Source organism: Pseudomonas sp. HB05 (genome assembly GCF_016756915.1).
Classification (GTDB): Bacteria; Pseudomonadota; Gammaproteobacteria; order Pseudomonadales; family Pseudomonadaceae; genus Aquipseudomonas; species Aquipseudomonas alvandae.
This window is the reverse complement of record NZ_JAESPG010000027.1, coordinates 1-23899: the sequence shown is the minus strand read 5'-3', so window position 1 is coordinate 23899 and position 23899 is coordinate 1. Positions and strand designations below refer to the sequence as shown.

The 23899-nt window shown below is 62.1% G+C and carries 19 protein-coding genes; 10 read left to right on the top strand and 9 right to left on the bottom strand.

What is annotated here, in order from left to right; translation table 11 throughout:
* Positions 1–43: 43 nt before the first annotated feature.
* The 5 genes from JMN22_RS21325 to JMN22_RS21305 form a co-directional block, all read right to left on the bottom strand.
* Entirely contained in the window at positions 44–1207 is a 1164-nt protein-coding gene (locus JMN22_RS21325) for a gamma-butyrobetaine dioxygenase (protein WP_198796845.1), read from the bottom strand.
* An 18-nt stretch (positions 1208–1225) separates the two neighbouring features.
* Positions 1226–1702 carry a thioesterase family protein gene (locus JMN22_RS21320; RefSeq protein ID WP_198796844.1) on the bottom strand — a complete coding sequence of 159 codons (477 nt, stop codon included), beginning with the start codon at positions 1700–1702 and terminating at the stop codon, positions 1226–1228.
* 145 nt (positions 1703–1847) lie between these two features.
* Complete coding sequence (locus tag JMN22_RS21315; protein ID WP_198796843.1) at positions 1848–2813, bottom strand: L-carnitine dehydrogenase; 966 nt, start codon at positions 2811–2813, stop codon at positions 1848–1850.
* Positions 2814–2965: 152 nt separating this feature from the next.
* Complete coding sequence (locus tag JMN22_RS21310; RefSeq protein WP_030139300.1) at positions 2966–3853, bottom strand: 3-keto-5-aminohexanoate cleavage protein; 888 nt, start codon at positions 3851–3853, stop codon at positions 2966–2968.
* A 71-nt stretch (positions 3854–3924) separates the two neighbouring features.
* Positions 3925–4869: a choline ABC transporter substrate-binding protein gene (locus JMN22_RS21305; protein ID WP_198796842.1), complete on the bottom strand. Its 945-nt coding sequence runs from the start codon at positions 4867–4869 to the stop codon at positions 3925–3927.
* Positions 4870–5061: 192 nt separating this feature from the next.
* Here JMN22_RS21305 and JMN22_RS21300 point away from each other — a divergent pair, with 192 nt between their 5' ends.
* The gene (locus JMN22_RS21300; protein WP_030139302.1) at positions 5062–6021 is read left to right on the top strand and encodes a GlxA family transcriptional regulator; all 960 of its coding nucleotides are present in this window, start codon (positions 5062–5064) and stop codon (positions 6019–6021) included.
* A gap of 253 nt (positions 6022–6274) precedes the next feature.
* On the opposite strand, the gene JMN22_RS21295 is transcribed toward JMN22_RS21300, so the two are convergent.
* The 4 genes from JMN22_RS21295 to JMN22_RS21280 all read right to left on the bottom strand — a co-directional run bounded on the left by JMN22_RS21295 (position 6275) and on the right by JMN22_RS21280 (position 7788).
* Entirely contained in the window at positions 6275–6691 is a 417-nt protein-coding gene (locus JMN22_RS21295) for a DUF3010 family protein (RefSeq protein WP_198796841.1), read from the bottom strand.
* A 34-nt stretch (positions 6692–6725) separates the two neighbouring features.
* Positions 6726–7049 (bottom strand): helix-turn-helix domain-containing protein, encoded by a 324-nt coding sequence (locus JMN22_RS21290; RefSeq protein ID WP_198796840.1) that lies wholly within the window; start codon positions 7047–7049, stop codon positions 6726–6728.
* Entirely contained in the window at positions 7033–7287 is a 255-nt protein-coding gene (locus JMN22_RS21285; protein WP_198796839.1) for a type II toxin-antitoxin system RelE family toxin, read from the bottom strand. Before JMN22_RS21285 ends, JMN22_RS21290 begins: the two co-directional genes overlap by 17 nt.
* A 99-nt stretch (positions 7288–7386) precedes the next feature.
* Positions 7387–7788: a lysozyme inhibitor LprI family protein gene (locus tag JMN22_RS21280; RefSeq protein WP_030139306.1), complete on the bottom strand. Its 402-nt coding sequence runs from the start codon at positions 7786–7788 to the stop codon at positions 7387–7389.
* A gap of 233 nt (positions 7789–8021) precedes the next feature.
* Between JMN22_RS21280 and JMN22_RS21275 the strand changes: the two genes are divergently transcribed.
* From JMN22_RS21275 to JMN22_RS21235, 9 genes are all read left to right on the top strand, one after another.
* Positions 8022–8999: a dipeptidase gene (locus JMN22_RS21275; protein ID WP_030139307.1), complete on the top strand. Its 978-nt coding sequence runs from the start codon at positions 8022–8024 to the stop codon at positions 8997–8999.
* Positions 9000–9076: 77 nt separating this feature from the next.
* Positions 9077–9607, top strand: coding sequence for a DUF5943 domain-containing protein (locus tag JMN22_RS21270; RefSeq protein ID WP_030139308.1), 531 nt, complete (start codon positions 9077–9079; stop codon positions 9605–9607).
* A 15-nt stretch (positions 9608–9622) separates the two neighbouring features.
* Positions 9623–11683, top strand: a complete 2061-nt coding sequence (gene dgcA / locus JMN22_RS21265; protein ID WP_030139309.1) for a dimethylglycine demethylation protein DgcA — start codon at positions 9623–9625, stop codon at positions 11681–11683.
* 164 nt (positions 11684–11847) lie between these two features.
* Positions 11848–13797, top strand: a complete 1950-nt coding sequence (dgcB, locus tag JMN22_RS21260) for a dimethylglycine demethylation protein DgcB (RefSeq protein ID WP_198796838.1) — start codon at positions 11848–11850, stop codon at positions 13795–13797.
* Positions 13797–15017, top strand: a complete 1221-nt coding sequence (gene etfA / locus JMN22_RS21255; protein ID WP_198796837.1) for an electron transfer flavoprotein subunit alpha — start codon at positions 13797–13799, stop codon at positions 15015–15017. Before dgcB ends, etfA begins: the two co-directional genes overlap by 1 nt.
* 15 nt (positions 15018–15032) lie before the next feature.
* Positions 15033–15803 (top strand): electron transfer flavoprotein subunit beta, encoded by a 771-nt coding sequence (gene etfB / locus JMN22_RS21250; RefSeq protein ID WP_030139312.1) that lies wholly within the window; start codon positions 15033–15035, stop codon positions 15801–15803.
* Positions 15804–16933: 1130 nt separating this feature from the next.
* A complete protein-coding gene (locus JMN22_RS21245) occupies positions 16934–20386 on the top strand; it encodes a GMC oxidoreductase (RefSeq protein ID WP_198796836.1) in 3453 nt (1150 codons plus the stop codon).
* Positions 20387–20538: 152 nt separating this feature from the next.
* Complete coding sequence (locus tag JMN22_RS21240; RefSeq protein ID WP_198796835.1) at positions 20539–22407, top strand: hypothetical protein; 1869 nt, start codon at positions 20539–20541, stop codon at positions 22405–22407.
* A 27-nt stretch (positions 22408–22434) separates the two neighbouring features.
* Positions 22435–23682, top strand: a complete 1248-nt coding sequence (locus JMN22_RS21235; RefSeq protein ID WP_198796834.1) for a metallophosphoesterase — start codon at positions 22435–22437, stop codon at positions 23680–23682.
* Positions 23683–23899 lie beyond the last annotated feature (217 nt).

The following is a 23899-nucleotide window of genomic DNA, read 5'->3' as shown; positions in this document are numbered from 1 at the left end:
CTAATGTGGGAGCGAGCTTGCTCGCGATGAACGATGACGCGGTTTACCTTTGCAACACCAGAATCCGCGACAACAACTCATCCCGATCCACATAACACCCCTGGAAATGCCGCGCCCCGGTCGCCGGGTCGAAGGCGTTGCGCGCGTGGAGGGTGCGGCGGTTGTCGAAGCACCACAGTTGCCCGGGTTCGAGCCGCTGCATCAGGCGAAAGCGTGGTTCGCGGGTCAGCGCGATGAAGCGGCGGTAGGCGCGATAGAGCCTGGGCATCTGCTCGACCGAGGTGTCGAACGGCCCGCGCAGGAAGTTCGCCATGCGGATCTCCGAGACCTGTCCCAGTGTGTCCAGCGCGATGATCGGTGCCAGGCAGCGGTAGTCGCTGTGGCGGTCCTTGTTGCGGAACTCCACCGGGATCTGGCACAGCGTGTCGAAGGCTTCGGGATCTTCCTGGCGCAGCGCTTCGGCAATGGCGAAGCCGTCGACGAAAATACTTTCGCCACCCACGGCGTCATTCACCAGGCAATGCAGGAATTGCAGGCCCGGCTGCAACTCTCGTGTCGGCAGGTCGCTGTGCAATGGCAGGTTGAAAGCGGTGTAGGCGTTGCTGTCGGCGTCGGCCTTGGATTGCACGTTGAACAGCACACCGAAATTGCTCTCGCGAATGAAGGAAATGCGTTGGGCGATCTGTTTCAGCGAGCCGGGTTCGGTGGGCACGCCTCGTACCTGGGTCAGGCCGATGTCGCGTACCGCCAGCAGCCATTGCAGCAGCGCGCCGGTGTCCTCCATCAGTGCCTGGTAGTCGAACACCGGCAGTTGCAAGTCGTGCTGCCAGAGGTGTCGTTGCGGCTTGCTCGCCAGGCGCTCGGCCCTGGATTGCTCGTCATAGGCGTGGGCGCGCAGCCAGCCCGGGTCGAATTGGCTCTGGTGGCCGTCCTGCCAGGCCACGCACAGGCGCCCTTGATCATCGACGCGGATTTCACCGGGCGCCAAGTCTTCGGGCACATCGACGATTTCCAGGACTTGCTCACGGGTGACGCTGTAGACGCATTGCTGACAAGGGCAGTTGTCACGCAGCCACTGGAGATGAAAGGGGCTGAGGCGACCATCGGCCCAAGTGACGTGAACCCGATCGGCCAACGGTGTCGCAGCGGTCAATGCGTGGACCAGAGGATAGCTGCGGAAGTCGGCAATTGCGGCGGCGGTGTGCATGGCGATCTCCTCGGGATTTTATCGGGCGGGGGGCAGCGCGATGACTCGACCGATATAGGCCGGCGTCGGCAAATCGGATTGGCTGTCGAGCAGGGCTTTGATTGTGCCCAGGGTCTGTTCGGTGAACGGCGCGGAGCGTGGCCCAGCCAGATCGACGTGAAGCAGCATCTGCTCGTTGCCGGCCAACTCTTTGTCGCCGCCCGCCAGGTGCAGGCTGTGATAGAGATGCAGGCGCTTGGCGTCGTGGCCAATGATGTGCGTGTGCACCTCGACATCGGCGCCGAGCTTCACTTCGTGCAGGTAGTTCAGGTGCAGCTCAAGGGTGAACAGGGAATGGCCGCTGGCTTCGCGACTTTGGCTGTCCAGGCCGAGGCGGTCCATCAGCGCGTCGGTGGCATAGCTGAAGATCAGCAAGTAGAACGCGTCGCGCAAATGGCCGTTGTAGTCGACCCATTCGGGGATAATTCGGGTTTGGTAGGTGGTGAGGGTGGGCATGACTCTGGTTCCGACAGTTGTGGTGACTGGGAGGCCGCTATCGCGAGCAAGCTCGCTCCCACAGGTTTCGTGAACGACACAGCACCAATGTGGGAGCGAGCTTGCTCGCGATGGGGCCAGACTTGCTGGCCCAAAAAACCAAGGTTTACTCGGCGAAGGCCATACCATGCTTTTCCTTGGTGGTCTTCACCGCCTCCAGCACCGCCATCAGGCAATCATCACGATAGCGCTCCAGCGCCGAAATGCTGTGCTGCCCCAATTGCTCGTTCGTCCCGTCCACCACGTCGTCGATCAGTTTTTCGGTCAGCTCCGGTGCCGGCAGGTAGGTCCAGGGCAGTTGCAGCGCCGGGCCGAACTGGGCCATGAAATGGCGCATCCCTGCGTCGCCGCCGGCCAGGGTGTAGGTCAGGAACGTGCCCATGAACGACCAGCGCAACCCGGCGCCAAAACGGATGGCGTCGTCGATTTCACCCGTGGTTGCCACGCCGTCATTGACCAGGTGCAGCGCCTCGCGCCAGAGCGCTTCGAGCAGACGGTCGGCGATGAAACCAGGCACTTCCTTGCGCACGTGCAGCGGCCGCATGCCGAGGGACTCATAGACTTGCATCGCTGCTTGAACGGCTTCGGGCGCAGTGTTTTTGCCGCCAACCACTTCCACCAGTGGCAACAGGTAGACCGGGTTGAACGGGTGCCCGACCACGCAGCGTTCCGGATGGGTCGAGCTTTCATAGAATTCACTCGGCAGCAGCCCCGAGGTGCTCGAGCCGATCAATGCGTTCGGCTTGGCGGCGGCGCTGATCTGGCTGTGTAGCTGGAGTTTGAGCTCCAGGCGCTCGGGGGCGCTTTCCTGGATGAAATCGGCGTCGCGCACGCATTCTTCGATGGTCGCGACAAAGCGCAGCCGATCCTGGGAGGCGCCAGGGGCCAGGCCTTGTTTCTCCAGGGCGCCCCAGGCATTGGCGACGCGTTTGCGCAGCGCGGCTTCCGCGCCGGGCGCAGGGTCCCAGGCGACCACGTCGAGGCCATGGGCGAGGGCGCGGCTGACCCAGCCGCTGCCGATGACGCCGCTGCCCAGGGCGGCGAAGGTCTTGATGTCGGTGATGAAGCGCATGGTGGTTTCCTGAAAAGAGTGAAGATCACCTGTGGGAGCGAGCTTGCTCGCGATGGCGACGGCGCATCTGACGCATCTGACGCATCTTTGAAGGCCGGACTATCGTTATCGCGAGCAAGCTCGCTCCCACAGGGGGACGGTGGAGATTCGGCTCAGCCGCGCTGGACCAGGCCCATTTTCTTGCGACCTTCAGCTGGGGTGAGCACGCGGGCGCCAAGGCGGCTGAGGATTTCGCCGGCGCGCTCCACCAGTTGGCCGTTGGTGGCGAGCACGCCTTTGTCCAGCCAGAGGTTGTCTTCCAGCCCGACCCGGACGTTGCCCCCCAGCAGCACCGCCTGGGCCGCCATCGGCATTTGCATGCGACCGATGCCGAAGCCGGCCCACACCGCGTCCGCGGGCAGGTTGTCGACCATGGCTTTCATGGTGGTGGTGTCGGCCGGTGCGCCCCATGGGATACCCAGGCAGAGTTGGAACAGCGGGTTGTCCAGCAGGCCTTCCTTGATCAACTGCTTGGCGAACCACAGGTGCCCGGTGTCGAAGATTTCCAGCTCGGCCTTCACGCCCAACTCAGTGATGCGCTTGGCCCCGGCGCGCAATTGCGCCGGGGTGGAGACGTAAATGGTGTCGCCGTCGCCGAAGTTCAGGGTGCCGCAATCCAACGTGCAGATTTCCGGCAGCAATTCTTCGACGTGGGCCAGGCGGGTCAGCGGCCCCACAAGGTCGGTGTTGGGGCCAAACTCCATTGGGTTTTCGCCACCACCGATTTCCAGGTCGCCGCCCATGCCGGCGGTGAGGTTGACGATGATGTCCACGTCCGCCTCACGGATGCGCTCCATCACTTCGCGGTACAACGCCACGTCGCGGCTGAACTTGCCGGTCTGCGGGTCGCGGACGTGGCAGTGGACCACCGTGGCCCCGGCCTTTGCCGCCTCGACGGCAGCCGCCGCGATCTGTTTCGGGGTGACCGGCACGTGGGGGCTCTTGGCGGTCGTGTCGCCAGCACCGGTAAGTGCGCAGGTGATGATGACGTCGTGGTTCATGGTGCGGATTCCTTCAGGCGTGGTGGGTCACCGCGCAGCCGATTGATGCTGCGCAGATGGATAGCGTTGGGTCAGTTGCTGGTGAGTTTCAGGTTGTCGGCGGCGGGCTTGCCGTCGAAGGTGGTCACGCCTTCGAGCCAGCGCTGCTTGTCCTGCGGATGATCCTTGAGCCACTGCCGGGCCGATTCGAGTGGATCCTTGTGATCGAGCAGCGGCTGCATCATCCGGCTCTCGTCTTCGGCGGTGAAGGTCAGGTTGCTCAGCAGGCGACTGACGTTCGGGCACTGCTCGGCGTAGTTCGGCGCGGTGACGGTCCAGACAGTGGCCATGCCTTCGTTCGGGCCGAGGGCGTCTTCGCTGCCCGTGAGGTAGGTCATCTGCACGTTGACGTTCATCGGGTGCGGCGCCCAGCCGAAGAACACCACGGCTTCCTTGCGCCGCACGGCGCGGTCCACGGCGGCGAGCATGCCGGCCTCGCTGGACTCCACCAACTGGAACTTGCCCAGGCCGAACTGGTTCTTGGCGATCATCGCCTTGATCTGGGTGTTGGCGCCGGAGCCGGGCTCGATGCCATAGATCTTGCCGCCCAGCTCCTTCTCGAACTTGGCGATGTCGGCGAAGGTCTTCAGGCCCTTGTCGGCCAGGTACGTCGGTACCGCCAGGGTGGCGCGGGCGTCCTGGAGGCTGGGCTGCTCCAGCACCTTGACCTGCTTGGCCTCGACGAACGGCGTGATGGTCTGGGTCATCAACGGGTTCCAATAGCCCAGGAACAAATCCAGGCGCTGGTCGCGAATGCCGGCGAAGATGATTTGCTGGGACGCGCTGGTCTGTTTGGTCTTGTAGCCGAGGCCGTCGAGCATCACTTGGGTCAGGGCGCTGGTGGCGATGACGTCGGTCCAGTTGACCACGCCCAGGCGCACGTCCCGGCAGGCGGCGGGTTCGGCCGCCTGGGTAGCCGAGGTCAGGAAAGCGGTACCGGTGAGTGCAAGAACGCAGGAGCTGATCAGTCTTTTCATGTCGGGTTCCTCGGCAGCTTGTTGTTATGGGTTCCGGCATCTGCGCGCCGGTGATGCCAAAGTACGCAGCCGTGGCTTGTTCAAAACGCACAGCGGCGACGTGGTCTTGCACTACAGCGACTCTTGCACTTGAACACCCCTTCCAACTGGCGTATCAAAGTCCGCACGCTGCCCGCCAACCGAGTGCGTTCCATGTCCCAGGATTTCTATTTCTTGTTGATGCCGGGTTTCTCGGCCATCGGTTTCATTTCGGCCATCGAGCCGCTACGGGTCGCCAATCGCTTCCGTGGCGAGCTGTATCGCTGGCATGTGTTGAGCGCCGATGGCGGGGCGGTGTTGGCGAGCAACGGCATGTCGGTCAACGCCGATGCGGCGCTGGAGCCGCTGAAAAAAGGCGCGACGTTATGGGTGGTGGCTGGGTTCGAGCCGTTGAAATTCGTCACTCCGGTGTTGGAGCGCTGGCTGCACCGACTGGACAATGACGGCGTTATCCTGGGCGGGATCGATACCGGCAGCGTCGTCCTCGCGGATGCGGAATTACTGGACGGGCATCGCGTCACCTTGCATTGGGAAGCGATCGAGGCGTTCAAGGAATCCTATCCACAGCTCAGCGTGACCCAGGAACTCTTCGAGATCGACCGCCGCCGCATTACCTGCGCCGGCGGCACCGCATCCATCGACCTGATGCTCGACCTCATCGGCCAGGCCCACGGTTCGGAATTGGCGATCCAGGTCAGCGAACAATTCGTGCTCGGTCGCATTCGTCCGCGCAAAGATCACCAGCGCATGGAAATCGCCAACCGCTATGGCATTCGCAACAAGAAACTGGTGCATGTGATTGGCGAGATGGAAGCCCACAGCGAGCCACCCCTGACGACCTTGGCGCTGGCCGAATCGATCAATGTCACCCGCCGGCAGCTCGAACGCCTGTTCCGCCTGCACCTGAACGACACCCCCAGCGGCTTCTACCTGCGCCTGCGCCTGGAAAAGGCCCGGCAACTGCTGCGCCAGACCGACATGAGTGTGCTGGAAGTGAGCATTGCCTGCGGCTTTGAGTCACCGTCGTACTTCACCCGCAGCTACCGGGCTCGGTTTGCCCGGTGTCCGAGGGAGGATCGACGACGGCAGGGGGACGAGCGGGAGGTGGTTTGACGGGCTTATATCCGATCGGCGTGTTTGGCGCTGGAGGACAAGGCTTTACTGATTGGTCGAAGGGGTATCGCAAGCAATAGTGAGCCTGGAAAATTTCCCGTGGCGAGGGAGCTTGCTCCCGCTTGGGGCGCAGCCGCCCTGAAACCGGATACCGCAGTGCAGCAGGTGAACCCTGCAGGCCAGTTTTACGACTGCTGCGCAGCCGAGCGGGAGCAAGCTCCCTCGCCACAGGTACGGTGTTTGTCTTAGGAGATTATTTCTTCATCAGCGCCGAGCAGGCTGCTTTATAGGCCTCGTGCTGATATTTGTTCAGCGTCGCCGGCAGGGCGAAATCATGTTTCTTGCTCTGGGCGTTGATGGTCTGTGGCGACAGCAGCGTCACCTCGCAACCTTCCAGCAACTGGAACACCCCTTCGATCTTGAACGTGGTCGGCCCACCGGCGAACTCGCCTTTCTTGCTGCGCTTCTTGATGGCGATGCGCTCGATGCCATTGTCCGTCACGAACGCCCGTACCTGGGCGGCGAAGGCCTTGACGTTCGCGGCTTGATCGTCATCGTCCAGAGCGATCTTCTTGATGTTCAATGCGACGTGGCTCAACGCCTGCTGGTCCAGCGAGGCAACGGCGATGATCGCTTCGCTGCCTTTGATTTCGATGCCGCACGTTTTCATGTGAATTCCTTTGCTGGATGGAGGCGCGCAGCTCTTATAGCTCCAACTGTTCAGCATGGATGCCAAAGGCCGCAGCGATTTTTTCGCGGGTGGTTCGGCGAGGCTTGGAGACGGATTCTTGCTGGGCAAACGCCGGCTGAGAAATCCCCAGGCGCCTGGCGACTTCGTCCTGAGTCAGGTTCAAATGTTCACGCCAGGCGCGTATTGGCGTGGCACCGTCGACGATACGGCTGACAACCTCATGCGGGATCAGGTCGGGCTCCAGCTTTTGCGCAACGTACTGCGCATACGGAATGACCACGAATGCCGGATTTCCGTCTGCGTCGTTGATGATCTGGATGTCAGTAGGTACGTTCATCGCGTTTCTTGACCTCTTGAATGCTGACGACCTTGATCGCCCCGTCCCAATCGAACATGACTCGATAGTTACCAACCCTTAGACGGTAAGCGTATTCATGGCCGACAAGCGCTTTTACGTTTACCACCTCAGGCATCTGGGCGAGTGCCGACACGGCGTCCCGAACCTGTACCTGCCGGCCTGAGTGCAACTTCAGAAGTTGTTTAACGGCCTTCCTGGTCCAGTGGATAGTGTTCATGAAGGATATAAGTCTTTTATAAGATTTGCGAATCCTGACTTATATCTGCTTCTGAACCAATGCGTAGACCATGTCTGAATATTGCTCCAGCGTCCGCGCTCACTCCTGCCCAATCGACTCCAAGAATTCCGACCGGTCATCGCTCACCTGGGCCATGCAGTCGTTTTCGGCGATTTTGTAGGCGTCGCTGCCGGGCTTGGCCGGGAAGGCGGCGATGGCGCAGTCGGCTTCGCGCTGTTTTTGCCAGAGTTGCTGGGCGGCCTTGATCTTGGCGGTGATGTCGTTGAGCTGGGCCTTGTCGCTGGCGTAGCGGGTCTGCAGCCGCTCGTTGAGGCTTTGCAGGTTTTCGTTGAGCAACTGCTCGGCAGCCTTTTTTCCATACGCCGAGCAGGCCAGGGTCTGGACGTCGTTTTCAACTTCGTCGCAGGGGTTGGGCTCGGTGTCTTCGGTCGCATGGGCGACGGTGCTGATCAATGCCAGGGCAAGAAGAATCGATTTCATCGGGTTGTCGCTCAAATCCAGTGAAAGCCAGTGGTGACGCGGATTCTGGCGCAAGCGCCGGGTAAATAACAGATGGTCGGAGGGGACCTGTCGCACCCCATTGTCGCGGATTGACGCTTTCGGCAATTCCCCTGTCGTTTTTGCACCCGGTCGCCACCGCCCTCCGGCATATGCTGGCCCCAAAGCGCCGGCACACGATTCGGCGCATGAATCGCCAACAAGGGGACTGCCTGATGAGCCCAGCCGAATTGCACGCCGACAGCATCGTTATCGACGGGCTGATCATTGCCAAGTGGAACCGCGACCTGTTCGAAGACATGCGCAAGGGCGGCCTGACCGCAGCCAACTGCACCGTGTCGGTGTGGGAAGGTTTCCAGGCCACCATCAATAACATCGTTGCCAGCCAGAAACTGATCCGCGAGAACAGCGACCTGGTGATCCCGGTGAAAACCACCGCTGATATCCGTCGTGCCAAGGAGCAGGGCAAGACCGGCATCATCTTCGGCTTCCAGAACGCCCACGCCTTCGAAGACCAGCTCGGCTACGTCGAGATCTTCAAGCAGCTCGGCGTGGGTGTGGTGCAGATGTGCTACAACACCCAGAACCTGGTGGGCACCGGTTGCTACGAGCGCGACGGCGGCCTGTCGGGCTTCGGCCGCGAAATCGTCGCCGAGATGAACCGCGTCGGCATCATGTGCGACCTGTCCCACGTCGGTTCCAAGACCTCCGAAGAAGTCATCCTCGAATCGAAGAAACCGGTCTGCTACTCCCACTGCCTGCCGTCCGGCCTGAAGGAGCACCCGCGCAACAAATCCGATGAAGAGCTGAAGTTCATTGCCGACCACGGCGGTTTCGTCGGCGTGACCATGTTCGCGCCGTTCCTGGCCAAGGGCATCGATTCGACCATCGACGACTACGCCGAAGCCATCGAATACACCATGAACATTGTCGGCGAGGACGCCATCGGCATCGGCACCGACTTCACCCAGGGCCACGGCCAGGACTTCTTCGAAATGCTGACCCACGACAAGGGCTACGCCCGTCGTCTGACCAGCTTCGGCAAGATCATCAACCCCCTGGGCATCCGCACCGTGGGCGAGTTCCCGAACCTTACCGAGACGCTGCTCAAGCGCGGCCATCCTGAGCGGGTGGTGCGCAAGATCATGGGTGAAAACTGGGTGAACGTCCTAAAAGACGTCTGGGGCGAATAACCCGCTGCGTCGCTGAATCCTTTACCTGCGGCCACTCGCGCCGCAGGCACATCACGAATTTCCGGAGTCAAGTTTTCATGGCCAAGATCGCCCCGCAACTGCCTATCGAAGTCGACAGCGAAACCGGTGTCTGGACCTCCGACGCCCTGCCGATGCTGTACGTACCGCGTCACTTCTTCGTCAACAACCACATGGGCATCGAGGAAGTGCTGGGCGCCGACGCCTACGCCGAGATTCTCTACAAGGCCGGCTACAAATCCGCCTGGCACTGGTGTGAAAAAGAAGCCGAATGCCACGGCCTGGAAGGCGTCGCGGTGTTCGAGCACTACATGAAGCGCCTGTCCCAGCGTGGCTGGGGCCTGTTCAAGATCCAGGACATCGACCTGGACAAAGGCACCGCCAGCGTCAAGCTCGAGCACTCGGCGTTCGTCTATGTGTACGGCAAGGTCGGGCGCAAGGTCGACTACATGTTCACCGGCTGGTTCGCCGGTGCCATGGACCAGATCCTGGCCGCGCGCGGCAGTTCGATCCGCACCGTGGCCGAGCAGGTCTACGGCGGTTCCGAAGAAGGCCACGACGACGGCCTGTTCATCGTCAAGCCGTTGTAAGTCGAGGATCGCGCCATGGCTTTTGAAGCAATGTTCCAGCCGATCCAGATCGGCAAGCTGACCATCCGCAACCGCGTGCTCAGCACCGCGCACGCCGAGGTCTACGCCACCGACGGCGGGATGACCACCGACCGGTACGTGAAGTATTACGAAGAGAAGGCCAAGGGCGGCATCGGCCTGGCGATCTGCGGCGGCTCGTCGGTGGTCGCCATCGACAGCCCGCAGGAATGGTGGAGCTCGGTGAACCTGTCCACCGACCGCATCATCCCGCACTTCCAGAACCTGGCCGACGCCATGCACAAGCATGGCGCCAAGATCATGATCCAGATTACCCACATGGGTCGTCGCTCGCGCTGGGACGGCTTCAACTGGCCGACCCTGATGTCGCCGTCCGGCGTGCGTGAGCCGGTGCACCGTGCGACTTGCAAGACCATCGAGCCGGAAGAAATCTGGCGGGTGATCGGCAACTACGCCCAGGCGGCGCGACGCGCGAAGGCCGGCGGCCTGGACGGCGTCGAGCTGTCGGCCGTGCACCAGCACATGATCGACCAGTTCTGGAGCCCGCGGGTCAACAAGCGGACCGACGAATGGGGCGGCAGCTTCGAAGGCCGCATGAAGTTCGGCCTGGAAGTGTTGAAGGCCGTGCGCGCCGAAGTGGGCGATGATTTCTGCGTGGGCATGCGTCTGTGCGGTGACGAGTTCCACCCGGACGGCTTGTCCCACGAGGACATGAAGCAGATCGCCAAGTATTACGATGACACCGGCATGCTCGATTTCATCGGTGTGGTGGGTTCGGGTTGCGACACCCACAACACCCTGGCCAACGTCATCCCGAACATGAGTTATCCACCGGAGCCGTTCCTGCACCTGGCCGCCGGTATCAAGGAAGTGGTCAAGGTCCCGGTGCTGCACGCGCAGAACATCAAGGACCCGAACCAGGCCACGCGGATCCTGGAGGGTGGTTACGTCGACATGGTCGGCATGACCCGCGCCCACATCGCCGACCCGCACCTGATCGCCAAGATCAAGATGGGCCAGATCGACCAGATCAAGCAGTGCGTCGGCGCCAACTACTGCATCGACCGCCAGTACCAAGGGCTGGACGTGCTGTGCATCCAGAACGCCGCGACATCCCGTGAATACATGGGCGTGCCGCACATCATCGAGAAATCCACCGGGCCCAAGCGCAAAGTCGTGGTGGTCGGTGCCGGCCCGGCTGGGATGGAAGCCGCGCGTGTGGCCGCCGAACGTGGCCACGACGTGACCCTGTTCGAGAAGAAGGAATTCATCGGCGGGCAGATCACCACCGCCTCGAAAGCCCCGCAACGGGACCAGATCGCCGGTATCACCCGCTGGTTCCAGCTGGAACTGGCGCGGCTGAAAGTCGACCTGCGCCTGGGCGTGGCGGCTGACGCGCCGACCATCATGGACCTGCGTCCGGACGTGGTGGTGCTGGCCGTCGGTGGGCATCCGAACCTGGAGCAGAACGAACACTGGGGCGCCGCCGAAGGGCTGGTGGTCAGCAGTTGGGACGTGCTCGACGGCAAGGTCGCGCCAGGCAAGAACGTGCTGGTCTACGACACCATCTGCGAATTCACCGGCATGTCGGTGGCCGACTTCCTCGCCGACAAGGGTAGCCAGGTGGAAATCGTCACTGACGACATCAAACCGGGCGTGGCGATTGGCGGGACTTCGTTCCCGACCTACTACCGCAGCATGTACCCCAAGGAAGTGATCATGACCGGGGACATGATGCTGGAGAAGGTCTACCGCGAAGGCGACAAGCTGGTGGCGGTGCTGGAGAACGAATACACCGGCGCCAAGGAAGAGCGTGTGGTGGACCAGGTTGTGGTGGAAAACGGCGTGCGGCCGGACGAAGAAATCTACTACGCGCTCAAGGAAGGTTCGCGCAACAAGGGCCAGATCGACGTCGAAGCCCTGTTCGCGATCAAGCCCCAGCCGTGCCTGGAGCAGAGCGGCGATGGCTACCTGCTGTTCCGCATCGGCGATTGCGTGGCCCAGCGTAATACCCACGCCGCCATCTACGACGCCCTGCGGTTGTGCAAGGATTTCTAACGGCTTGCACCAAACTCCTGTGGGAGCGGGCTTGCTCGCGAAAGCGGTGGGTCAGTCAATGCAAATGTGACTGACAGAATGCAATCGCGAGCAAGCTCGCTCCCACAGTGACCGAGTAAGGCATCTCGACCTGCAAGACCCTGAGGTCTTTGGGAGCAACACCTATGTTGAACACCCTTCTTCCAATCCTGCTGTTCGCAGCCCTGGGCCTCGCGGCCCTCGGCGCCCTGCGGCGGGTGAACATGTGGCGCCGGGGACGACCGTCGAAAGTCGATCTGATCGGCGGTCTCTTTGCCATGCCCAAGCGCTACATGGTGGATCTGCACCACGTGGTGGCGCGGGACAAGTACATTGCCAACACCCACGTCGCCACGGCGGGTGGTGCGGTGGCATCGATTGTGTTGGCGATCCTCGTCCACGGTTTTGGCCTGCACAACCGTATCCTCGGCCATGCGTTGCTGCTGATGTCGGCGGTGATGTTCGTGGGGGCGATCTTCATGTACCTGCGGCGGCGCAACCCGCCAGCGCGTTTATCGAAAGGCCCGTGGATGCGCCTGCCGAAAAGCCTGCTGGCCTTCTCGGCGTCGTTCTTCCTGGTGACCCTGCCGGTGGCGGGCATCCTTCCGGAAAACTTCGGTGGCTGGCTGGTGGCGGCGATCCTGGGTGTCGGCGTGTTGTGGGGCGTGTCGGAGCTGTTCTTCGGCATGACCTGGGGCGGGCCGATGAAACATGCTTTCGCTGGTGCGCTGCACCTGGCCTGGCACCGCCGCGCCGAACGCTTTGGTGGTGGCCGCTCCACGGGCTTGAAGCCGCTGGACCTGAACGACCCCGCCGCACCGCTGGGTGTGGAAAAACCCAAGGATTTCACCTGGAACCAATTGCTCGGCTTCGACGCTTGCGTGCAGTGCGGCAAGTGCGAAGCAGCCTGCCCGGCGTTCGCCGCCGGCCAACCGTTGAACCCGAAAAAACTCATCCAGGACATGGTCGTCGGCCTGGCCGGCGGCACCGATGCGAAATTCGCCGGCAGTCCGTATCCGGGTAAACCGGTGGGCGAGCACAGCGGTAATCCGCACCAGCCGATCGTCAACGGCCTGGTGGACGCCGAGACCCTGTGGTCCTGCACCACCTGCCGAGCGTGCGTTGAGGAATGCCCGATGATGATCGAGCACGTCGACGCCATCGTCGACATGCGCCGCCACCTGACCCTGGAAAAAGGCGCGACGCCGAACAAGGGCGCCGAGGTGTTGGAAAACCTCATCGCCACCGACAACCCTGGCGGCTTCGCCCCGGGTGGGCGGATGAACTGGTCGGCGGACCTGAACCTGAACCTGCTCAGCGAGAAGAAATCCACCGACGTGCTGTTCTGGGTCGGCGACGGCGCTTTCGACATGCGCAACCAGCGCACCCTGCGGGCGTTCGTCAAAGTCCTGAAGGCGGCGAAAATCGACTTCGCCGTGCTCGGCCTCGAAGAACGCGACAGTGGCGACGTGGCCCGGCGCCTGGGCGATGAAGCGACGTTCCAGCTGTTGGCCAAGCGCAACATCCAGACCCTGGCCAAATACAGCTTCAACCGCATCGTCACCTGCGACCCCCACAGCTTCCACGTGCTGAAAAACGAATACGGCGCCTTCGATGGCAACTACCTGGTGCAGCACCACAGCACCTACCTGGCGGAAATCATCGACGCCGGCGCGCTGAACCTTGGCCAGCACAAGGGCGACAGCGTGACCTATCACGACCCGTGCTACCTGGGCCGCTACAACGGCGAATACGAGGCGCCGCGCCAAGTGCTGCGTGCGCTGGGCATCGAGGTCAAGGAAATGCAGCGTTCCGGTTTCCGTTCGCGTTGCTGCGGCGGTGGCGGCGGCGCGCCGATCACGGACATCCCGGGCAAGCAGCGCATCCCGGACATGCGCATGGACGACATCCGCGAAACCGGCGCCGAGCTGGTGGCGGTGGGTTGTCCACAGTGCACCGCGATGCTCGAAGGCGTGGTCGAACCACGGCCGATGATCAAGGACATTGCCGAACTGGTGGCCGACGCGCTGCTTGAAGACGCGGCCCCGAACAAGCCTGTGGCGCCGGCCAAACGTGAACCCGCGGAGGTGCATTAATGAGCGACATTATCCGCCGCGACCCTCGCGCCGAGTGGATCGCCCGCAACCGCCTGCACCCGCTGCACGCGGCCATGCAACCGGTGCAGCACAGCTGGATGGGGCCCAACGGCGTCATTCGCAAGAATGTGCACGGTGTCGGTTTCATCGGCCCCAACGGCATCAAGCGCATTGACCGCAGCGGCGCCCAGCAGGGTGGTGCGAGCAAACGCACCGCTGCCGTTGAAGTGCAACTGCCGCTGCATCAAGTCGTGCAACCGGCGTTTTATATCAGCGTCGTGCCGGACATGGTCGGTGGCCGCCTGAGCAGTCATGACCGTGACCTGCTGGGCCTGGCCCATCAGCTGGCCGGCAGCGACGGCGCGGTGCTGGCCGTGGTGTTCGGCGAGCACAAGGAAAGTGCCTTCGCCACCGCAGGCGTGGACCGTTTGCTGGTGCTCGAGGGCGAAGAATTCAGCGGTTATGCACCGGAACAACGGGTGCAAGGCCTGCGGGCTGTGGATAACCAGTTCAATCCGCGTCATTGGCTGCTGCCTGACAGTCGCAGCGGCGGCGGTGAACTGGGTCGACGCTTCGCCGCGGCCTTGGGCGAACGCCCGGCCACACGGGTCTGGCAGGTCAAGGGCGAGGCGTGCATCGGCCGCGCCGGTGCGGGGCTGCAAGACCTCGCACGGCCGTTGGCGCGGTTGATCCTGGCCGCTGCCGAATGCGCCGAGCCGGTCAGCGAAACCCGTCACGAAGCCTTGCCGGTGGAGTTATCCACAAGCGTGGCCCGCAGCTTATCACGCATCGAAGACCTCGGCGCGGTGGCGGTGGACCCCGGCGCGATTCCGATGGCCGAGGCCGAATTCATTTTCTCCGGCGGCAATGGCGTCAAGGACTGGGCACTTTTCCACAGGACGGCGGCGGCCTTGGGCGCTACCGAAGGCGCTTCGCGGGTGGCGGTGGACGACGGTTTCATGGCTCGCGATCGCCAGGTCGGTGCGTCCGGTACCTGGGTCACGGCACGGGTTTATGTAGCCGTGGGGATCTCCGGGGCGATCCAGCACCTGCAAGGTATCGGTGCCTGCGACAAGGTGGTGGCGATCAACCTCGATCCGGGCTGCGACATGATCAAGCGTGCGGACCTGTCGGTGATTGGTGACAGCGCGGCGATTCTCCAGGCCCTGATCGCGGCGGTAGAGGCTTACCGCAACGAAGCCAGGCGCGATGCGGCTTAAGCTAAGGAAACGTTCATGAGTACCCAAGTGATCAGCCTCGTCTCCATCGGCGCCCACCCGACCTCTGGTCGACCCCGGCGCGCCGAGCAAGACGCCCGCGCCGTGGAGCTGGGCCTGCAATTGGCCGGCAATGACCTGCAAGTGCTGCACGCCGGCGATGTGGCCGAACCGGCCCTGCGCGCTTACCTGGGCATGGGGCTGGATGAACTGCACGTGTTGGAAAACCCGAACGGGGCCGATGCGTTGCCGGCTCTGACCGACTATCTGCGTGACGCTGGCGCCCAAGTGGTGCTGACCGGGAGCCAGGCGGAAACCGGCGAAGGCTCGGGCATGCTGCCGTTCCTGCTGGCCGAGAGTCTCGGTTGGCCGCTGGTGGTGGGGTTGGCTCAGGTCGAATCCATCGAAAACGGCGCGGCCCTGGTGTTGCAAGCCTTGCCCCGTGGCCAGCGGCGACGGCTCAAGGTGCGCCTGCCATTTCTCGCCACTGTGGATAACGCTGCGCCCAAACCTCGGCAAAGCGCCTACGGCCCGGCGCGGCGTGGGGCGTTGCACGCTGAGGAAGTCGAGATCATCGACGATGCGTTGCTGGCGGTGGCGACCCTGCAGCCGGCCAAGCCACGACCCAAGCGTCTGAAAGTGATCAAGGCCAAGAGCGGTGCCGACCGCATGAAAGCCGCCACGGCCAAGGCCAGCGGCGGAGGCGGGCAAGTGCTCAAGGGCGTGAGCCCGGAGGCGGGGGCCGAGGCGATTCTCAAGCTGTTGGTGGAAGAAGGGGTGGTTCGCTGAACCCGAATCACCGCCAATCCCTGTGGGAGCGAGCTTGCTCGCGATAGCGGTGGGTCAGTCAAAATTATATGGCTGGCAGAATGCAATCGCGAGCAAGCTCGCTCCCACAGGGGATTGGCGGTGCGCCTGTATGTTGTGCTAACCCATTAAGCGTTACTCACAATCCCTGTGCGTCCCTCTGTGGATAACCTGTTCGCCCCTCGCTACGGCCCATGCCAATCAGGCTCTCCAGCCTATCGATTAAATAATAGCCAACCTAACCATCGGTTTTTATTGGCTTTTCTCTGTGAATAAACCCCCGGTGCGAGGAAAACTTGCCCCCAATCTCTGTTGGCGCTTCTGTGGATAAGATGTTCGCTCTCCGCTGCAAGCCAAGCGCTACGGTGCCTGCAAGGTGTTGGTTAAATAATAGCCAAATTCACCCCGGCCTCTTGAAAACGTCCGGAAAACACCGATTTGGAAGGCGTTCGATAGGTTTTCCACAGAACCGTCAAATTTACCCCCAAACACTGTTGGCGCTTCTGTGGATAAGGTGTTCGCTCTGCTCTGTAGCCCTTGATATTCAGGCTTCTCAGCGGTCTGATCAAAAAACAGTCAATCCGTCAGGAAACCGTTGCCGACGGATAAGTCACGGATTTTATTCACATCGGCGCTCTAAAAATTTCTGACGCGAGCCTGGTTGTCCCCATTTGCTGTGGGTGTCCATGTGGATAACTTGTTCGCGGAACCCTGTAAGCCACGGCGGGCTTAGCGCCAAACGCGATAGATCAAATTTCATACAGTTCTAAGGAACTGCCTTGACGTACAGGTGTCGCCTGTCTTCACTCAGGGCACAAGGACAGCGCGACTTTATCCATATCTGGTTCAGGGAGAACGCACGATGGATAGCAAGGCCCCCACCCCGTTACTCGCTTCAGCCCCGACGTGCATCCCGACGCCTCCCACCGCGCTGCCTAGACGTGTTCATCGTCGCGCAGCCAATCAGCGTGCGCGCCTATAACACCTGAGCTTTTCCCACCGACACCGTTGACTGCCGCTCCAACCCATACGGGATAGCGGCCAGGCGCTTGTGCGCCTGTGGATTTGCAGGCAACCGCAGAGTTGCCCCTTCTGCCTGAGAGGACTTGAACATGACACGGATCTCGACCCCCATCAGTGAAATAAAGGAACACTACGACGTTATCGTCATTGGTTCCGGCTACGGCGGCGGCATCGCCGCGTCGCGCTTGTCCCGGGCCGGGCGCACGGTCTGTCTACTGGAGCGGGGCCGGGAGATCCAGCCCGGTGAGTACCCCAACACGTTGCTCGCCGCCACCGAGGAGTTGCAGGTGCATGATCCGGACGGTCACATCGGTTCGCGCACCGGGTTGTTCGACCTGCACGTCAACGCCCAGCAGAACGTGGTGGTCGGTTGTGGCCTGGGCGGCACATCGCTGATCAATGCCAACGTCGCGTTGGAAGCCGAACCCGGGGTCTTCGAGGACCCGCGTTGGCCGCTGGCGATGCGCGAGCACAGCGACACGCTGCTCAAGGACGGCTATGCGCGGGCCCGGGAGATGCTCAAGCCCAATCCCTATCCGGCGTCCTCGCCGAACCTGCCCAAGCTCGACGCCCACAAGAAATCGGCGGATTACCTCAAGCAGGGCGCGCATTTCTACAAGCCGCCGATCAACGTGACCTTCGACAAGCTGCCCAACAACCTCAACCACGTCGGCGTCGAACAACTGCCGTGCAACGGCTGTGGCGACTGCGTCTCGGGCTGTAACAACAAGGCCAAGAACACCACGCTGATGAACTACCTGCCGGACGCCTGGAACCACGGCGCGGAGATTTTCTGCCAGGCCGAGGTGCGGCACCTGGAGCGCGACGGCGATGGTTGGATCGTGCATTTCCAGTACCTGGACAGCGGTCGCGAGATGTTTTCGGCGCCGACGCTTTTTGTCCGCGCAGACATCGTGGTGGTGTCCGCCGGCACCTTGGGCTCCACCGAAATCATGCTGCGCTCGAGGGACAAGGGCTTGTCGATGTCCGCCCAGTTGGGCGAGAACATGAGCGGCAACGGTGACATCCTCGGCTTCGGCCACAACTGCGACCAGGTCATCAACGGCATCGGCTTTGGCGCCCATTCGGCCAAGGAACTCGAGCCGGTGGGGCCGTGCATCACGTCGGTGATCGACATGCGCACCGAGGGTGACTGGCGCAGCCGGATGGTGATCGAGGAGGGCTCGATCCCCGGAGCCCTAGGCCGGGCCATGGTGCCGAGCATGGCGACGTTCGCTGAAATGATCGGCGTGCCGACCGACACTGGCTTCGGTGCCAGCCTCAAGTACAAGGGCCGCGAGGCCGAGAGCTTTCTGCGCGGGCCGTATTACGGCGCACTGCACAACATGCAGACCTACTTGATCATGAGCCATGACAACGGCAAGGGCCGCATGGTCCTCGACAACAAGGATCAGCTACGCATCGACTGGCCGGGTGTCGGCGAGCAGGAAAACGTCACCCTCGGCAACGAACGGCTGCACCAGAGCACCAAGGCCCTGGGCGGGATCTGGGTCGAGAACCCGATCTGGACCAAACTGCTCAAGCACAGCATTGTCTCGGTCCATCCGCTGGGCGGCTGTGTGATGGGCGAAGACGCGGTCCAGGGCGTGGTCAACCACAAGGGCCAGGTGTTCAGCGGTGCCAGCGGCACCGACGTCTACCCAGGCCTGTACGTGACGGACGGTTCGGTGATCCCGACGTCCCTGGCGGTCAACCCGTTGCTGACCATTTCGGCGGTCAGTGAGCGCAACATGGGGTTGCTGGCGGCGGATCGCGGCTGGCTGATCGACTACACGCTGCCGTCGGCCCCGCGCAAACCGGTGGCGGCGCCGACCCTCGGCGTGCAGTTCACCGAAACCATGAAGGGGTATTTCTCCACGGCGTTCACCCAGCCCCAAGGCACGGACCTCAATCTTTACGAAGCGGCGGCCAAGCGCGGCAAGGCCGATAATTCACCGATCGAATTCACCCTGACCATCACCGCCGCCGACCTAGATCGCCTGATCAAGGAACCGGAGCACGCCGCGACCCTGGTGGGCACCCTCGATGCGCCTCTGCTGTCGGCCAAGCCGCTGGTTGCCAGCAACGGCGTGTTCAACCTGTTCGAGCAATACCAGGAGCAGGTCGGCGTGCGCCATATGAACTACGACATGAAGCTGACCGCCGAAGACGGCAGCGACTACTTTTTCAGCGCCTTCAAGACCGTGCCCGAGGACAACGGCGTGCTGAACATCTGGCACGACACCAGCACGCTCTACGTCACGCTCTATCGCGGACCGGACAAGACCGGCGCAGTGCTCGGCTCCGGGGTGATGCATATCCTGCCGGCCGATTTTGCCAAGCAGATGACCACGATGAAGGTACTCAACGCCCGCAATGAGCGCGAGCGGGTGGAGGCGCTGGCGCGGTTCGGCAAGTTCTTCGCCGGGATCCTGTGGGAGAGTTACGGCGGTGTCTTCGCCGGCGACGTCTACTTCAACCCGGACGCACCACCGCGCTTGAAACGGCCACTGGATGCACCGGCCCCCGTGGTGCATTTCTTCCAGACCGAGGACAACGTCGAGTTGCGCCTGACCCGCTATCAGGCCGGTAGCAAGGGCCCGGTGATGCTGGTCCATGGCCTGGGCGTGGGTTCGAATATCTTTTCCACCGACACCATCCACACCAACCTGCTGGAGTATTTGTGCAAGCACGAATACGACGTCTGGTTGCTGGATCTGCGGGTGAGCATCCTGCTGCCGGCCAGCAAAAATGAATGGAACGGCGACCAGGTCGCCCAGTACGATTTCAAGGCCGCCATCGAACAGATCCAACAGGCGACCCTGGCCCGTGACGTGCAATGCGTGGTGCATTGCTATGGTGCGACGACCTTCTTCATGTCGATGCTCGCGGGGTTGCAGGGCGTGCGCTCGGTGGTCTGCTCGCAGATCGCCGCCGACACGGTGGTCGCCACTGCCACCGGTCTGAAGGCCGGTTTGCACCTGCCGGGGATGCTCGATGCCATCGGCATCAAATCCATGACCGCCTACGCCGACACCAAGGAAAGCTGGTTCAACAAACTCTACGACAAGGCCCTCAATGGCTATGCCCGGATCGAGGCCCAGGGCTATTGCACCAACCCGGTCTGCCATCGCATCACGTTCATGTATGCGTCGCTGTACCGCCACGACACCCTCAACGAAACCCTGCACGACAACCTGCATGAATTGTTCGGGGAGTCGAACATCCAGACTTTCGAGCACCTGGCGCTGATCGTGCGCAAGGGGCACCTGGTGGACTTCAAGGGCAACGACGTCTACATGCCGCATTTCGACCGATTGAAGTTACCGATCTGCTTCATCAGCGGCGCCGACAACCAGTGCTACCTGCCGCAAAGCACCCTCAAGACCTACGAACGGCTGTGCGACATGCATGGTCCGCAACTGTTCAGCCGCCACGAAATACCGGGGTACGGCCACATCGACTGCATGTTCGGCAAGGATGCGGTGGTGGATGTGTATCCGATCATTCTTGAGCACCTGGAGAAGACTGCGTTGGGCTAGCTGACTGCCCTCCGTGGCGAGGGAGCTTGCTCCCGCTCGGCTGCGAAGCAGTCGTCGCTTTTGAAGTCTTGGGGGCCGCTACGCGGCCCAGCGGGAGCAAGCTCCCTCGCCACATGGCTTTGTGGTGAGTCAGGAATAAGGAAAAGGATGCCATGAACACTTACATCCGCTGGTTCCAACGCATCATCTGGGTCGGAATCGTCATGAACATGTTCTTCGCGATCCCGGCGCTGTTTGCGCCGGCCTTGCTGACGTCCATGCTCGGCCTGCCACCCGTATTGTCCGATCCCTGGCTGGAGAACGCCGGCATGTTGCTGGTGGGGATCAGCCTTTTCTACATGCCCTCGGGCTTCAACGCGCCGCGTTTCGTGGTGCATTCGTGGTTGTGCGTGCTGTCGCGCCTGGTGGCGGTGGTGTTCTGGATCTACCTGATCAACACCAACAACCAGGGCTCGCTGTTCGTGCCGATGTTGATGGGCGACCTGACCATGTTCCTGGTCCTGGGCGGGCTGCTGTACCTCGGCAGCCCGGTGGCCAACCGTCCGCTGGTGTTGCTCTGCGCCGGCTGGCGGGAATGGCGCGCCGGCTGGGCGCTGCGCTGGCAGAGCCACGGGTTCAAGGTCGGCACGTTGGTGGTGGTCTTGCTGTTGGGTTTCATCGGCTACCAGACCTGGTACCAGATGATCCGCGAAGTGCCGCAACCGGACTTCGCTTCCGACGAAGACCATTACAAATACGCCGCCATCGGCCTGGGCATCGAGGCGCGAATTCCGTATTACCTGTTCGCCGTGCTGCCGCAGATGTGCCCGGAAAAACTGCCCAAGCCGGGTGGCTACGAGGTGTTCGGTTTCCTCTATGAAAACGGCAAGGACCTGCCCATCGGCATGGCCAAGCGGCAACTCGGCTACCCCACGGTCGAGCCGAATTGCGCCTTGTGCCACACCGGTTCCTACCGGGCCAATGCCACTGACGTCGCGGTGCCCGTCGCCGCCGCGCCGGCCAATACCTTGCAACTGCAAGCCTTCCAATGGTTCGCCTACGAATGCGCCAGCGACCCGAAATTCACCCCCGACGCGGTGATGGCGGCAATCAACGGCAAGTTCCAGCTGGGCTTTTTTGAAAAGCTCTACAACCGCTACCTGATCATCCCGATGGCCAAGAGCGCGTTGCTCAAGCAGAAACAGGCCTACGCCTGGCAGAAACTGCGTCCGGCCCAGGGGCCAGGGCGGACCGACACCTTCAACCCGACCAAAATGGTGGTGTTCGGCTTCCCGGATGACTCCACCATCGGCACCGTGGACCTGCCCCAGGTCTGGAACCAGAAACCTCGCGAATCCATGTACCTGCATTGGGACGGCAATAACAACAAGATCCACGAACGCAACTATGCGGCGGCCATGGCCGTGGGCGCGACGCCGGAGTCGGTGCTGCCGCCGAGTTTCAACCGGGTGACCAACTGGCTGCTGGGCCACAAGGCACCGGCCTGGCCGTTCGCCCTGGACCAAGGGAAAGTCGCCCAGGGCAAACCGATCTGGGAGCAAAACTGCGCCGCTTGCCATGATTTCGGCCGCAGCGACACCGGCCAGGTCACCACCAACATCGACCAGTTGGGCACCGACCCCCACCGTCTGAATTCCTTCACCACCGGCCTGGTCACGGCGTTCCACGGCTTCAAGAAACCACCGTTCGACTTTGGCGCCTACCGCAAGACCCAGAGCTACAGCAACACCCCCACCGACGGTATCTGGCTGCGCGCGCCGTACCTGCACAACGGCTCGGTGCCGACCCTGTGGGATCTGCTGCAAGCGCCGGAACAACGTCCGCAGGTGTTCTATACCGGCTCCGATATCTACGATCCGCAGAAGGTTGGTTTCGTCACCAGCGGCGCGCAGATGAAGGCATCGGCGGATTTCAAATACGACACCCGCCTGGAAGGCAATCACAACGGCGGTCACCTGTATGGCACGCAGCTGTCGGACGTCGACAAGCGGGCCCTGATCGAATTCATGAAGACCCTGTAGCCCGGGGCAAAACGAAGGAGCGTTCACATGTCATTACTGCACCATTGGGAACATGAGTTCGACAAGGTCAAGGTCCGCCTGCACGGGTTGGTCACGCGGCTGGAAATGTCCTGGAAGAAACTCGTCAACGACCTGGAGCCCGAGGAATTCCAGGCCATCGTCAAACTGCTGGAGCGAGGCCACGACCAGGCCCGTCATGTGATCGACCACGGTGATCTGCCGGACGATGAACCGGCGGTGCCGTGGGAGTTGGCCCACGGCCTGTCGATCCTGAAGATCGGCAACGCCACGCCGCTGCCGCAAAGCGAAGACGAGCTGCCGACCCGGGTGCTCAAGGACGGCACGTTATTGGGTTGTCGCAAGTGGGAACTGTTGGACCTGCTGTGGAGCGAGGCGCTGCTCAAGTGGATCGAAAACTTGCGCCACCATGCGACGTTCGCCACGACCCCGGCGCTGGTGAAAATGGACAACGACGTGGTGCTCGCCATCGCCGGTGACTGGGGCACGGGGCCGTTCGACAGCCACGCGCCCGCCGTGGCCGTCGCCAACCAGATGCAACTGGCCCTGGCCGATTTCACCATCCACCTGGGCGACGTGTATTACGCCGGCACCCACTCCCAGGAAGACGTCGACATGGTCGGCTGGCCCCAAGGCAAGCACGGCTCGTTCACCCTCAATTCCAACCATGAGATGTACAGCGGCGCCCACGGTTATTTCAAGGAACTGGCCAAGCGGTTCCCGGTGCAGCAAGGCACCAGTTACTTTGCGCTGTACAACGACGATTGGCTGGTGGTTGGGCTGGACAGCGCCTACGCCTCGGATGCCATGAACCTGTACATGGACGGCACCCTCAACACCCAGCAGATCGAGTGGATGAAGAGCCTGCCCAAGCGCAAGAAGCTCATGGTCCTCAGTCATCACCAGGGCTTCGATATTTCCGGGCACAACAAGACTGCGCTCTACCAACCGGTCTGTGATGCCCTGGGGCGTGAGCCGGATTACTGGTATTGGGGGCATCTGCACAACGGCATCTGCTATGCGGCGCAAGGTGGCTTGCATGCGCGCTGCGCCGGGCATGGAGCGATTCCTTATGGCACCACCAGCGAGTTGAATGGGCATGCGCGGGTGCTGTGGTCGGAAACGGAATTGGCGGGAGACGAGGTGTATCCGGAGCGGGTGTTGAATGGGTATGTGAAGGTGCAGTTGAGGGGGGAGGAGATTGTCGAGACGTTTTATGGGGAGGATGGCAGTGTGCGGTGGTCTTCTTCCAAGTAGTCGGTGAGTGTCAGGCCGCCATCGCGAGCAAGCTGAACTGGTCAAGTAATCCCGGACACCGATTACGGTGTTTATGCCGCTTTTTGCTCTATGGCTATTGGCGACAGGTAGTTGTTGTAGCTGTGGAGCCTAGTGCGGTTGTAGTACATGAAGAAACGCACCATGTCCGTTTTTGCCTCCTCGATCAGGCCGTAGCCGTTGCGAGGTACCCACTCTG

Excerpts from the sequence above, each read along its gene's own strand:
- JMN22_RS21325 (WP_198796845.1), bottom strand. The coding sequence starts at position 1,207 with ATGCACACCGCCGCCGCAATTGCCGACTTCCGCAGCTATCCTCTGGTC.
- JMN22_RS21320 (WP_198796844.1), bottom strand. The coding sequence starts at position 1,702 with ATGCCCACCCTCACCACCTACCAAACCCGAATTATCCCCGAATGGGTC.
- JMN22_RS21315 (WP_198796843.1), bottom strand. The coding sequence starts at position 2,813 with ATGCGCTTCATCACCGACATCAAGACCTTCGCCGCCCTGGGCAGCGGC.
- JMN22_RS21310 (WP_030139300.1), bottom strand. The coding sequence starts at position 3,853 with ATGAACCACGACGTCATCATCACCTGCGCACTTACCGGTGCTGGCGAC.
- JMN22_RS21305 (WP_198796842.1), bottom strand. The coding sequence starts at position 4,869 with ATGAAAAGACTGATCAGCTCCTGCGTTCTTGCACTCACCGGTACCGCT.
- JMN22_RS21300 (WP_030139302.1), top strand. The coding sequence starts at position 5,062 with ATGTCCCAGGATTTCTATTTCTTGTTGATGCCGGGTTTCTCGGCCATC.
- JMN22_RS21295 (WP_198796841.1), bottom strand. The coding sequence starts at position 6,691 with ATGAAAACGTGCGGCATCGAAATCAAAGGCAGCGAAGCGATCATCGCC.
- JMN22_RS21290 (WP_198796840.1), bottom strand. The coding sequence starts at position 7,049 with ATGAACGTACCTACTGACATCCAGATCATCAACGACGCAGACGGAAAT.
- JMN22_RS21285 (WP_198796839.1), bottom strand. The coding sequence starts at position 7,287 with ATGAACACTATCCACTGGACCAGGAAGGCCGTTAAACAACTTCTGAAG.
- JMN22_RS21280 (WP_030139306.1), bottom strand. The coding sequence starts at position 7,788 with ATGAAATCGATTCTTCTTGCCCTGGCATTGATCAGCACCGTCGCCCAT.
- JMN22_RS21275 (WP_030139307.1), top strand. The coding sequence starts at position 8,022 with ATGAGCCCAGCCGAATTGCACGCCGACAGCATCGTTATCGACGGGCTG.
- JMN22_RS21270 (WP_030139308.1), top strand. The coding sequence starts at position 9,077 with ATGGCCAAGATCGCCCCGCAACTGCCTATCGAAGTCGACAGCGAAACC.
- dgcA (WP_030139309.1), top strand. The coding sequence starts at position 9,623 with ATGGCTTTTGAAGCAATGTTCCAGCCGATCCAGATCGGCAAGCTGACC.
- dgcB (WP_198796838.1), top strand. The coding sequence starts at position 11,848 with ATGTTGAACACCCTTCTTCCAATCCTGCTGTTCGCAGCCCTGGGCCTC.
- etfA (WP_198796837.1), top strand. The coding sequence starts at position 13,797 with ATGAGCGACATTATCCGCCGCGACCCTCGCGCCGAGTGGATCGCCCGC.
- etfB (WP_030139312.1), top strand. The coding sequence starts at position 15,033 with ATGAGTACCCAAGTGATCAGCCTCGTCTCCATCGGCGCCCACCCGACC.
- JMN22_RS21245 (WP_198796836.1), top strand. The coding sequence starts at position 16,934 with ATGACACGGATCTCGACCCCCATCAGTGAAATAAAGGAACACTACGAC.
- JMN22_RS21240 (WP_198796835.1), top strand. The coding sequence starts at position 20,539 with ATGAACACTTACATCCGCTGGTTCCAACGCATCATCTGGGTCGGAATC.
- JMN22_RS21235 (WP_198796834.1), top strand. The coding sequence starts at position 22,435 with ATGTCATTACTGCACCATTGGGAACATGAGTTCGACAAGGTCAAGGTC.